The sequence below is a fragment of the Stenotrophomonas testudinis genome (assembly GCF_024499815.1).
Classification (GTDB): Bacteria; Pseudomonadota; Gammaproteobacteria; order Xanthomonadales; family Xanthomonadaceae; genus Stenotrophomonas.
This window is the reverse complement of sequence record NZ_JAMOKY010000020.1, coordinates 50,558-62,847: the sequence shown is the minus strand read 5'-3', so window position 1 is coordinate 62,847 and position 12,290 is coordinate 50,558. Positions and strand designations below refer to the sequence as shown.

The following is a 12,290-nucleotide window of genomic DNA, read 5'->3' as shown; positions in this document are numbered from 1 at the left end:
CCCCCCCCCCCCCCCCCCCCCCCCCCCCCCCCCCCCCCCCCCCCCCCCCCCCCCCCCCCCCCCCCGACTCTACAAGAACAGGAGCGGTTACCCTTCCAGTGCTTCCAGGTAGCTGCGGCGCCAGTGGTTGATGTCGTACGTCCGCAGGTGGTCCATCATCGCGTGCCAGCGTTCCTGGCGGCGGCGCAGCGACATCGTTGCCGCGGTGGCGATGGCATCGGCCACGCCGTCCAGGTCGTGCGGGTTCACCAGCAGCGCCTGCTTCAGTTCGTCGGCCGCACCGGCCAGCAATGACAGCACCAGCACGCCAGGATCGTCCGGGTCCTGCGAGGCGACGTACTCCTTGGCCACCAGGTTCATGCCATCACGCAGCGGAGTCACCAGGCCCACCGCCGCAGCGCGGTAGAAACCGGTCAGCGTGGCGTGGGTGAAGTTCTGGTTGACGTAGCGCAGGGGCGTCCAGTCGGGCTCGGCATGGCCGCCGTTGATGTGCCCGGCGATCTGTTCCAGCTGGCTGCGCAGCTGCCGGTACTCGGTGACATCGCCACGCGACACCGGGGCGATCTGCAGGTAGGTCAGCGAGCCGCGCTGGTCGGGGTGCCGCTCCAGGTAGCGCTCGAAGCCCTGGAAGCGTTCGGGCAGGCCCTTGGAATAATCCAGGCGGTCCACGCCGATCGCCAGCTGGCGGTCACGCAGGCTGCTGCGCAGGTTCTTCACCGAGGGCTTGGTCGCTGCCGTGGCGGCCTGGCGGGCAATCAGGTCGGTATCGATGCCGATCGGGAAGGCGGCCGCGCGGAAACGGCGCCCGCCCGGGGCTTCCAGCCGGCCATCTTCCAGTACGCGGCCGCCGCCGAACAGGCGCAGGTAGGTCTGGAAGCGGTCGGCATCGCGCTGGGTCTGGAAGCCGACCAGGTCGTAGGCGTACAGCGAAGAGAACAGCCGCAGGTGGTCGGGCATGGCCTGGAGCAGGTCGGCCGACGGCATCGGGATGTGCAGGAAGAAACCGATCCTGCAGCCGATGCCACGCTCGCGCAGCATCGCGCCCAACGGAATCAGGTGGTAATCGTGGATCCAGACGATATCGTCCTCGCGCAGCAGCGGCGCGAGCTTGTCGGCGAACAGCGCATTGACCTTGTGGTAGGTCTCGCGGGTGCCGCGGTCGTAGTCGACCAGATCCAGCCGGAAGTGCAGCAGCGGCCACAGCGTACGGTTGGAGAAGCCGTTGTAGTAGCCATCCACATCGCGCTTGGCCAGGTCCATGGTGACGTACTCGATGTCACCGTCCTTCTGCTGGTGCAGCGTGCCGCTGGCATCCTTCGCGTTCTTGCCGCTCCAACCGAACCACATGCCGCCGCGCTCTTTCAGCGCGGCCAGCAGGCCCACGGCGAGGCCGCCGGCGCGGCTTTCCCCGGGCACCGCGACCCGGTTGGAGACAACCACCAGACGGCTCACGAGGCCTCCTGCCAGGAACGCGACAGGCGCATGGCGGCGGTGATCAGGCCGACGTGCGAATAGGTCTGCGGGAAGTTGCCCCAGGCTTCGCCGCCATCGAAGGCCAGATCCTCGGACAGCAGGCCCAGGTGGTTGCGCTGCTTCAGCAGCAGCTCGAACATCTCGCGCGCTTCGTCCATGCGACCGATCGCTGCCAGTGCGTCGATGTACCAGAACGTGCAGATGGTGAAGCTGGTTTCCGGTTCGCCGAAGTCATCCGGCGCCACGTAGCGGTACAGCGAATTGCCGTGCTTGAGATCGCGGCCGATGGCTTCGACGGTGGCAATGAAGCGCGCGTCCAGCGCATCGATGAAGCCGATGTCGGCCAGGAGCAGCAACGAGGCATCCAGGCGGTGGCCGTCGAAGGTATCGGTGAAGTGGCCGAGGTCTTCGCTCCACGCTTTTTCCATGATGCGTGCGTGGATGGTGTCGGCACGCTCGCGCCAGTAGTTCGCGCGGTCGTCGAGCTTGAGGCGCACGGCGATCTTGCACAGGCGGTCACAGGCCGCCCAGCACATCGCGCTGGTGTAGGTATGCACTTCGGTGCGGCCGCGGAATTCCCACAGGCCTGCATCGGGCACGTCGTGCAGCGCAAACGCCTGCTCGCCCAGCGGTTCCAGGCGCGCGAAGGTGTGCGCATCGCCCGGATCCTGCAGGCGGCGGTCGAAGAACAGCTGGGTCGATGCCAGTACCACGCTGCCGTAGACATCGTGCTGGCGCTGTACCCAGGCCAGGTTGCCGCGGCGCACCGGGCCCATGCCGCGGTAGCCGGACAGCGTGGGTACTTCATCCTCGTCCAGCTTGGCTTCGAAGCCGATGCCGTACAGCGGCTGCAACGTGCCGTCGGTGGTGGCCAGGTTGAAGATGTAGCCGAGGAACTGTTCCATCGTGCGGGTGGCGCCGAGGCGGTTCAGCGCACGCACCACGAAGGCCGCATCGCGCAGCCAGCAGTAGCGGTAATCCCAGTTGCGCACGCTGCCGGGCGCCTCGGGAATGGACGTGGTCATCGCCGCGATGATCGCGCCGCTGTCCTCGTACTGGCACAGCTTCAGGGTGATCGCGCTGCGGATGACCGCGTCCTGCCACTCCAGCGGAATGGACAGGTAGCGCACCCATTCGCGCCAGTAATTGGCGGTGCGCTGGAAGGCTTCTTGGACGTAGCCGCTGATGGAGCGGTTGAGCGATTCATCCACGCCCAGGATCAGGTGGACGGGGTGGTTGAGCACGAACGGCAGGCCCTCGCGCACCATGCGCACGGGCACGTCGGTGGTCAGCCGCAGCACGTGCTCGGGCAGGATCCAGCGCACGTGGTTGCTGCCCCAGGTCGATTCGGGCACGCGTGCGCCCCAGTCGGCCAAGGGGCGCGCTAGCACGGTGATGCGCGGGCTGCCGGTCAGCGGGCGTACCTGGCGGATCAGACTCACAGGCCGGTAGAAGCGGTCGTTCTGTCGCCAGCGCGGGGCGAAATCGAGGATTTCCAGCGAGCCGCCGTGGCTGTCATGCAGCACGGTGCGCAGGATCGCGGTGTTGGTCAGGTATTCCTGTTCGCTGCTGGCGAAGTCTTCCAGCTCGATGGCGAAGTCGCCGCCGGTCTGCTGGTTGGGCCCGAGCAGGGCGCAGAAGGTGGGGTCGCCGTCGAAGGTGGGCAGGCAGCTCCAGACAACGCGGGCATGTTTGTCGACCAGGGCGCCGAAGCTGCCGTTGCCGACCACGCCCAGATCAAGATCGGGTTGGGTCATCACGCGGTACATCTCGGTTGCGGCCGTGGGGTGGCCGGGTCAATACGCATTTTCACGCAGCCAGGCGTGCACGCTGCGTATGTCAGGCAGCGCGAACACCGCCGCGCTGGGTTCACGTTCGCCGATCAGCACGCTCCAGCCGTGCTGTCCGTTGGCGGCCTCGAACCCGAACTCATCGGTGAGGTCATCACCGAGGAACACCGGCAGGCGGCCACGGAAGGGCAGGTACTGCATCAGCCGGCGCACGGCGCGGCCCTTGTCGGTGCCGACGGGCACGAATTCAATCACGTGGTCTCCGGGCTGCAGCCGATAGCTTGGCCGGCCGCGGGCATGGCGTTCGGCGAACGTGCGGACCTCGTTGGCGGCATGCGGCGCACCCCGCCAGTGCAGGGCCAGGCCAGCGCCTTTTTCTTCCACAAGCACGCCGGGGTAACCATGCGCGAAGCGCATGGCCTGCTGGTGCAGGGCATGCAGCCATTCGGCGGTGTCGTCGTCATGTTCTTCACGCAGCACGCGCCCATCCTCGCCACGCAGTTCGTGGCCGTGCAGGCCGGCGGCCGGCAGTTGCAGGGGGCCGAACAGCTGGTCCAGCTGTTCCAGTGGGCGGCCACTGACGAGGGCGACCGCGCCTTCGAGGCGGTCACTGATACGGCCGATGGCTTCACGCACATCAGGCAGGAGCTGCACGGCATCCGGGCGCGCAGCGAATTCTATGAGGGTGCCGTCGACATCGAGGAACAACGCACAGGCGTCGTCCAGCAATGGCGGTGGCGGACGCAGGGGGAGCGGTTCAGCCATACCGACCAGATTGCCAGCAGCGGCGTGTAGGGCAGGTCGAGGCGAGGCGACAATTCGTCGGGGATGCCGATCATCGTCCGGTGGGGCCGACCGTTGCCAACCGGTCGTTCCGCACCCACCAGAAAAGGTGAGTAGGTGCCGACCGTTGGTCGGCACGGAGGGTGGGGCGGACCAACGGTCCGCACCCACCAGAAGGGGTGGGTTTCACACCCACCGAGAGCGGTCAGAACGTGTAACGCACGCGGCCGTAGTAGTACGCGCCGTTACTGCCGATCGGCGACAGCACGTCGTACGGCAGGTTGCCGTAGTAGTAGATATCCTCGTTGGACTTGTCCGGATAGTTGTCCGTCAGGTTCTGCCCGCCGATGGCCACGCTCCACTGCTTGCTGAAGCGGTATTCCACTTCGGCATCCAGCTGCCATTCGGCCTGGTAGGTCTGGCGCGGGATGAAGCCATCACCGAAGTTGAACACGCGGGTGGCACTGCCGTAGCGGTTGACGCGGCTGCTCAGCGACCAGTGGTCGTTGCTCCAGGCGGCCGACAGGCTGGCACGGGTACGCGGGGTCGCATCGGTCAGCGTGTTGGTTTCTTCGATGCCGAACAGCACGTAGTCCGCGTCCAGCGCCTGCAGCTGGGCCGGGGTGGCCAGCACGTTCTTCAGCGTGGTCTTGGTGTAGGCGTAGGTGCCGGTCAGCAGCAGCTGGCCATCGCCCAGCGCCTGGCGCCAGTTGGTCACCAGCTCGGCACCGCGGGTGCGGGTGTCGGCGGCGTTGACGAAGAAGCTGGCGCTCTGCAGGCCGGTAACGCCGTAGTTGGCGGCCACGAAATTGGTCAGCGCATCGCCGGTGATGCTTTCCGACAGCGCGATGCGATCGTCGATGTCGATCTGGAAGAAGTCCAGCGACAGGTCGAAGTGTTCACCGATGCGGCTGGTGAAGCCCAGCGAGGTGTTCAGCGACTTCTCCGGCTTCAGGTCCTGCGCACCGAGGCCACGGGCGATCGGGTTGTTGACCGACAGCAGGCGGCCCTGCACCAGCTGGCCGGCGGCGTTGTAGCCGGTGGAGGTGGATTCGTAGCCGATCTGCGCCAGCGACGGCGCGCGGAAGTTGTTGGAGATGGCACCGCGCAGGGCGAAGGCCGGGGTGAACTCGTAGCGCAGGCCCAGCTTGCCGGTCAGCTCGCCACCAAAGTCGTCGCTGTGCTCGTAGCGTGCGGCCAGGTCGGTGGAGAAGTGGTCGCCGAACTGGCTGGCCAGGCTGGCATAGGCACTGGCCACGTCACGCGCCAATGAAGCGGCATCCTGCGGGGTCAGGCCGCCACCGGCCTGCGAGCCGGTCGGGCGATCGGTGTACGGGCCGGCCGCGTAGCTGGACGGGTCGCCCGGACGGGTCTGGTAGCGCTCATGGCGCACTTCCGCGCCCAGGCCCAGGGTGTGGGTGACGCTGTCGCTCTGCGAGAACACGCGGCTCAGGTCGAGGTTGCCCACGGTCTGTGCGTACTGGTAATCAGCGGTCTTGAAGCGGGTCGGGCTGGTCGGGCCCAGCGAAGCGTTGATCGAATCGCGCAGGCGGTAGGTGAAGTCGTTCTGGCCGTAATCCACGCTGCCGTCGTAGCTCCATTCGCCCCACTGGCCGCGCACGCCTGCCACGGCCTGCACGTCGCGGTTCTCGCCTTCGGAAATCGGGCGGTAGCCGTTCGGGTACACCTCCTTCCAGTTGGCGTCGCTGTCGGGGTAGCGGAAGTAGTTCGCGCCTTCGGTATCACGCTGGTTGAAGGTGCCGAACGCATAGAACGTGGCGGTCTTGCCCACCGGGATCTCGGTGTTCAGCCACAGGTTGATGTCCTTGCTGGCGCCATCGCCGAGCACATAATTGCGCTTGCCCTGCAGCGCCAGGTTGGCGTCGGTCTGGTCCCACGGCGGAATCTGGTCGAAACCGGCGCGGTTGGTGCCGTTGCGCTTTTTGTATTCCAGGCCCACGCGCAGGAAACCGCCATCGTCGCCCAGCGAAGTGCCGACCTTGGCGCTGAAGTTGCCGGTCTGGCCATCGGTGAGGGTGCGGCCGATCGGCTTGAGATCGGTGTGGTTGGCACCGTAGCTGGCTTCGATCTCGCCGCCGTCGCCGCCGTTGTCCAGGATCACGTTGATGACGCCGGCCACCGCATCGGAGCCGTACAGCGCGCCGGCGCCATCACGCAGCACTTCGATGCGCTTGATGGCGCTGACCGGGATCGAGTTGAAGTCGACCGGGGTGGTCCCCTTGCCGATCTTGCTGTCGGTGTTGACCAGCGCGGTGTGGTGGCGGCGCTTGCCGTTCACCAGCACCAGCACCTGGTCCGGCGACAGGCCGCGCAGCTGCGCGGCACGCACGTGGTCGGCACCGCCGGAGTTGGACTGGCGCGGGAAGTTGAACGACGGCAGCAGGGCCTGCAGCGCGCTGCCCAGCTCGCCGTTGACCACGCCGGCCTTGCGGATGTCCTCGGCGGTGAGCACGTCCACCGGCGAGGTGGATTCGAGCACGGTGCGGTCAGCGGCGCGGGTACCGGTGACGATCACCGTGTCCAGGTTGGTGGCTGCATCCTGGGCAGAGGCCAGGGCAGGGGACAGGGCGAGCGCGATGGCGAGGCCGAGCGGCGACGCGGACAGGCGGAGGGACATGCGGACTCCAGCAACTACGACGTGGGGAAGGGGCGGGGGGAGAGATGGTTTCACTTACATCCATCCGGATGAAGCGATATATTATCTTGGCGTGAGGAGGGGGTGTGACGCAAGCCCCGTTTCCGATCGCATCAGCTGATGCCCCTGTGGCATGAGTGATCGGTTGCAACCGCAACCGAAACGCAGGTGTACCCTCCGTGCCCCTTCGATCCGCTTTTTCCCCTTCCCCGGAGTGCTGTCCCCCATGAAACACCTTGGCCTGATCTTTGCCGTGCTGCTGGCCACCAGCGGCTGCGCCAGCCTGTCCTCGAAGACACCCAGCGCCTACGCCGCTACCGCCGAGATGCAGGGCGATGCCGCGCGGCCGTCCAACGGCACGGGCTGGGTGCGCAGCGAGCTGTACTTCGGCGTGGGCGGGGAGCAGGGTGCCGGCGACCGTCCGCAGGCCGATACCATCAGCGAGGCGCAATGGCGCGCGTTCCTGGACAAGGAAGTGACCCCGCGCTTCCCCGATGGCCTGACCGTGTTTGATGCCTACGGCCAGTGGCTGTTCCGCGGCGATGCCTCGCCCAACCGCCTGCGCACCAAGGTGCTGGTGGTGCTGCACGAAGACAGCCCGCAGCGCCGCGCCGACATCGAAGCCATCCGCCTGGCGTGGAAGCAGCAGACCAAGCACCAGTCGGTGCTGTGGTCGCGGCAGGCGGTTGACGTATCGTTCTGACCTGGAGGCGCCAGCCTGGCGCCGCAGGGAATGACGATGAAACACAGCGAGACGGTGGTTGGCATGCTGCTGGCGGGTCTGCTGGTGCCGCTGGCGCAGGCTGCTGACAGCGATGCGCCGTTGCGCTTCGAGGCAGCGCCCGGCGTTCGCGTGCAGGCTGAGGTAATCGAGGACGGCAGCATCGACGTGCAGCTTCTGCCCTCGGGCACACGGCTGAGCCTGCCGGGTGCCCCTGACGCCGACGGCAATTCCCGGCTGTCGGCCGAGGATGTTGATTTCGACGGGCGTGCCGAACTGGTGGCGCGGGCGTCGGTCGGCATGGTCAACGAAGCGGTGGCGGTGTATCGGCTCGATCCGGCCAGCGGCGGATTCCGCGCGCTGCAGGCCGAAACCCACGGGCATGACAACTGCGGCGGCCTGATGGGCCTGACCGTCGACGCCGCCACCCGCACCCTGACCAGCAGCTGCCGCAGTGGACCGATGTGGTACACGGACCAGTATCGGTTCGACGGTACGAAGTTGTACCTGTATCGCTCCGAAGACGTGCTGCGGCTGGGCGATGCGCTTGATACCGCCCTGCAGTGGGAGCAGGCCGACGAACAGGGGCCGCTCGCGGTATGGCGTACCCACGATGTATCCGGCCACGTGCTGGAAAGTGCCATTGCCGATGGGTTGAGCGCGCCCGCCACTGGCGAACCGCTGCGCGGCCAGCAGGCCACGGTGGTGCCCAAGCGCCTGTTCCTGTTCGACCGGCCCGCTGCGGCCAGCACCAAGCGCTACCTGGTGCAGGGCGACCGCGTGGAGATGCTGGATGAGCAGGACGGCTGGGTGAAGCTGCGCTACCGCAGCCCCAAGCACGGCGCGATCGAAGGCTGGATCAACGTCAACGATTGACGCGTCGCCGGTCCGCAGTTTGCTCAACAAGGCGGTCGGCTTCTTGCCCACGGGAGCATCACCTGGCCGGGTCTAGCCTCGGGTTTCTCCCCCGAACCGGCTGTGCCCTCATGACCAAGCGCGTTGCAGAGATCGTCATCGACACCCTCCAGCAGGCGGGTGTCCGCCGCTGTTACGGCATCGTGGGCGATACCTTGAACCACGTAACCGATGCGATGCATCGCAGCGATATCGAATGGGTGCACGTGCGCCACGAAGAGGTGGCTGCGTTTGCCGCCGGTGCCGATTCGCTGGTGAGCGGGCAGCTGACTGCCTGCGCGGGCTCGTGCGGGCCCGGTGGCCTGCACTTCATCAACGGCATCTTCGAAAGCAACCGTAACCGCGCACCGATGGTGCTGATCGCCAGCCAGATCGTCACCAGCGAACTGGGCATGGAGTTTCCGCAGGAAGTGGATTTCAAAGCGGTGTATGGCAGCTGCACGGTGTTCTGCGAGCAGGTGCACAGCCCCGAACAGGCACGACGCGTGGTGGCGCTGGCCTGCCAGGCTGCGATCAGCCGTCGCGGCGTGGCGGTGGTGATCCTGCCGGCGGACATCAGCGAGGCCGAGGTGAAGCACGATGTGCCGTTCTCGGTGCATTACGCCCAGCCAGTACTTCGCCCCTCCGATGCGGAGCTGCAGCGCATCGCCGAGCTGCTGGGGCAGGGCAAGCGCATCGGCATCTATGCCGGCGCCGGCTGCCAGGGCGCGCATGCGCAGCTGCTGGAACTCGCACGGCGGCTGCAGGCGCCGGTGGCGCACACCTCGCGTGCCAAGGATTTCGTCGAGCCGGACAACCCCTACAACATGGGCATGACCGGCATCTTCGGCATCGAGTCGGGCTTCCACACGCTGATGGAGTGCGACACGCTGCTGCTGCTCGGCGCGGACTTTGCCTGGGGCCAGTTCTACCCGGACAAGGCGACGATCATCCAGGTCGACCGCGATGGCAGCCACCTGGGCCGTCGCCACCCGGTCAACCTCGGCGTGGTGGGCGATATCGCACCGACCCTGGACGCGCTGCTGCCGATGCTGCCGCCGCGCGAGGACAGCACCTTTCTCGACGAGTGCATCACCCACCGCGACAAGGCGCTGCAGAAGCGCGAGCAGGAAGAACAGCCGGGCGAAGGCGAGCTGATCCACCCGCAGCACCTGACTGCGCTGCTGTCGAAGCACGCCAGCGACGATGCGCTGTTCACTGCCGATGGTGGCTCGCCGATGGTCTGGGTACTGCGCCATATCCGGGTGAACGGCCGCCGCCGCACCCTGACCAGCCTGCTGCACGGCACGATGGCCAACGCGATGCCGCAGGCGCTGGGCCTGCAGAAGGCATTCCCCAGCCGGCAGGTGATTTCCCTGTCCGGCGATGGTGGCTTGGCGATGCTGCTGGGCGACCTGCTGACCGCGGTGCAGGAAAACCTGCCGATCAAGGTGGTGGTGTTCAACAACGGCTCGCTGAATTTCGTCGAGCTGGAGCAGAAGGTGGAGGGCCTGCTGGACAACTACACCGACCTGAAGAATCCCGATTTCGGTCGCCTGGCCGAGGTGATCGGCTTCCACGGCCGCACGGTGACCCGCAGCGAGGACCTGGAGGAAGCGGTGCTGGACTTCCTGGCCCAGCGCGGCCCGGCCCTGCTGGATGTGCACACCAGTCGCGCGGAGCTGGTGATGCCGCCGCAGATCGAAGCCAAGCAGGTGGCGGGCACGGCGCTGTATGCGGCCAAGGCGGTGTTGAATGGCCGCTTCGATGATGTGAAGCACCTGCTGGTGGACAACTTCCTGAAGAAGTAAGGGTGGGTTTTGATGCAGGGCTGCGCCCTGCACCTGCCGAGGCCAGAGCAAGATCAAGAGCCCGCTATTCGTGGGATGGCGGGGTGGGTCCGGTTGAGGGTGGGGGCCGACCGTTGGTCGGCACAGTAGAGCCACGCCATGCGTGGATATCGAAAGAGTGATCGGAGTGATCTTCTGTAGAGCCGAGCCATGCTCGGCTCAAGACTCGCGCGTACAGCAGCCGAGCATGGGCTCGGCTCTACAACGAGAGCCTGCCTTCGATCTTTTGATTCTCTTCCGTGGCTGCCGCGCGCAGGAAACTGTCAGGGCCGGGCGGGATGGGGTGCGCAGGACCGTTGGCGCCATGGATGGCGCCATCGAGCCCCCAGGGACGGGTGTGCGGCGTGTCCTGCGCAGCCCATCCCGTCCGGCCCGGCCCGGAGTTTGCCGTTCGAGACCCAGCCACGAGGGGCCCCGCCGTTGGCTGGAACCCATCATTCCACGACGGAATTGGCGCCCGGGCCCCGCTGGGCCTACCATCGGCGGTCCCCGCCCCCCACCGCCCCTTCCATGTCCGCTCCCGCTCCCGCCACAGCACGCCGCTGGTTCGTCGCCGGCGACTTCAATGGCTTCTTCGGCCTGGTCGTCGACAACCTGTCCATCCTGGGCTTCATCGCCATGGCCCTCATCGGCATGTTCCAGTTCCCCGCCGACGTGGTGTTTGGCCGCATGTTCCCCGGTACCGCCTTCGGTGTTCTGGTCGGCAACCTGCTCTACACCCTGATGGCGCGCCGCCTGGCCGCGCGCACCGGCCGCGATGATGTCACCGCCATGCCGCTGGGCCTGGATGCGCCGACCAGCATCGGCATGGCCCTGCTGGTGCTCGGCCCGGCCTTCGTCGCCTTCAAGCAGCAGGGCATGGACCCGCATGCCGCAGCCATCGCCACCTGGCAGCTGGGCATGGCCGCGCTGGTCATCATGGGCGTGCTGAAGCTGATCCTGTCCTTCTTCGGTGAAGCGGTAACCCGCGCGCTGCCGCGTGCGGCGCTGCTGGGTTCCATCGCCGGCATCGCCCTGGTGCTGATGGGCCTGCTGCCGCTGCTGGAAACCCTGCGTTCGCCGCTGGTCGGCTTCACAACGCTGGGCCTGCTGCTGTACGTGCTGATCGCCAAGGGCAAACTGCCGATTCGTGGACCGGGCGTGCTGCTGGCCTTCGTGTTCGGTACCGTCCTCTATTACGGCCTCGGCCTGGCCGGGCTCGGCGTGCCGGGCTTCCAGGTGCCGGCCTGGGTGCCGCCGCAGGTGGTGCTGCCGCTGCCCACGCTTGGCTTCATCGACGGCCTGCCGACGGCGATGACCTACCTGCCGCTGCTGCTGCCGTTTGGCCTGCTGATGGTGGTCGGTGGCATCAACGTGTCCGAGAGCGCTCGCGCGGCCGGCGACGACTACCGCACCCGCGACATCCTGCTGGTGGAAGCGGTGGCTACGCTGGTGGCCGGTGTCTGCGGCGGCGTCGCCCAGACCACGCCGTACATCGGCCAGCCGGCGTACAAGCACATGGGCGCACGCAGCGGCTACACGCTGCTGACCGGCCTGTTCGTCGGCATCGGCGGCATGCTCGGCATCATCTCCGGGCTGGTGCAGTGGCTGCCGCTGGCGGTGCTGGCGCCGATCATCGTCTACGTGTCCATCGACATCACCACCCAGGCCTTCCAGGCCACCCCGCGCCAGCACGCCGGTGCGATGGTGCTGGGCTTCCTGCCGTCGGCGGCCTACCTGCTGGCGATCAAGGCGCCGGGCTGGATTCCCGCCGATCAGATGGGCGCGCTGCTGACCCACGTCGATGGCCACGGTCTGCCGGAACTGGCGGTGATCTTCGCGCTGGGCAACGGCTTCATCATCACCTCGATGCTGTGGATCGCCACGGTATCGGCGATGGTCGATGGCCGCCTGCGCCGCGCCTGCGGCTTCCTGTTGGTAGCGGCGGCGCTGACCCTGTTCGGCCTGATCCATTCGGTCGACCCGCGCGGTGGCATCTACCTGCCGTGGGATCTGCAGGGCCTGGCGCGCATCATCAGCTGGCAGTTTGCGGGTGCCTACGTGGCGCTGGCCGTACTGCTGGGCCTGCTGTCGCTGCAGAAGCAGCCGGTGAAGCCGTTGGCTGACGCCGGCCATTGAACGCA

At 67.1% G+C, this 12,290-nt stretch carries 8 protein-coding genes; 4 read left to right on the top strand and 4 right to left on the bottom strand.

Annotated features, from left to right (window positions below; translation table 11 throughout):
* Positions 1–87: 87 nt before the first annotated feature.
* The 4 genes from otsA to NQ204_RS12490 all read right to left on the bottom strand — a co-directional run bounded on the left by otsA (position 88) and on the right by NQ204_RS12490 (position 6,684).
* On the bottom strand, positions 88–1,452 hold the full coding sequence (gene otsA / locus NQ204_RS12505) for an alpha,alpha-trehalose-phosphate synthase (UDP-forming) (protein WP_079222928.1): 1,365 nt from the start codon (positions 1,450–1,452) through the stop codon (positions 88–90).
* Entirely contained in the window at positions 1,449–3,230 is a 1,782-nt protein-coding gene (locus tag NQ204_RS12500) for a glycoside hydrolase family 15 protein (RefSeq protein WP_116863581.1), read from the bottom strand. Before NQ204_RS12500 ends, otsA begins: the two co-directional genes overlap by 4 nt.
* A gap of 39 nt (positions 3,231–3,269) precedes the next feature.
* On the bottom strand, positions 3,270–4,028 hold the full coding sequence (gene otsB, locus NQ204_RS12495; protein ID WP_256644016.1) for a trehalose-phosphatase: 759 nt from the start codon (positions 4,026–4,028) through the stop codon (positions 3,270–3,272).
* A 223-nt stretch (positions 4,029–4,251) separates the two neighbouring features.
* Positions 4,252–6,684 carry a TonB-dependent receptor plug domain-containing protein gene (locus NQ204_RS12490; RefSeq protein ID WP_256644015.1) on the bottom strand — a complete coding sequence of 811 codons (2,433 nt, stop codon included), beginning with the start codon at positions 6,682–6,684 and terminating at the stop codon, positions 4,252–4,254.
* Positions 6,685–6,928: 244 nt separating this feature from the next.
* Here NQ204_RS12490 and NQ204_RS12485 point away from each other — a divergent pair, with 244 nt between their 5' ends.
* From NQ204_RS12485 to NQ204_RS12470, 4 genes are all read left to right on the top strand, one after another.
* Positions 6,929–7,405: a DUF3574 domain-containing protein gene (locus NQ204_RS12485; RefSeq protein ID WP_256644014.1), complete on the top strand. Its 477-nt coding sequence runs from the start codon at positions 6,929–6,931 to the stop codon at positions 7,403–7,405.
* A 36-nt stretch (positions 7,406–7,441) separates the two neighbouring features.
* Positions 7,442–8,299 (top strand): XAC2610-related protein, encoded by an 858-nt coding sequence (locus NQ204_RS12480; protein ID WP_116863582.1) that lies wholly within the window; start codon positions 7,442–7,444, stop codon positions 8,297–8,299.
* Positions 8,300–8,409: 110 nt separating this feature from the next.
* Positions 8,410–10,128: a thiamine pyrophosphate-dependent enzyme gene (locus tag NQ204_RS12475; protein ID WP_256644013.1), complete on the top strand. Its 1,719-nt coding sequence runs from the start codon at positions 8,410–8,412 to the stop codon at positions 10,126–10,128.
* Between the two features lie 549 nt (positions 10,129–10,677).
* Entirely contained in the window at positions 10,678–12,285 is a 1,608-nt protein-coding gene (locus NQ204_RS12470; protein WP_256644012.1) for a SulP family inorganic anion transporter, read from the top strand.
* Positions 12,286–12,290 lie beyond the last annotated feature (5 nt).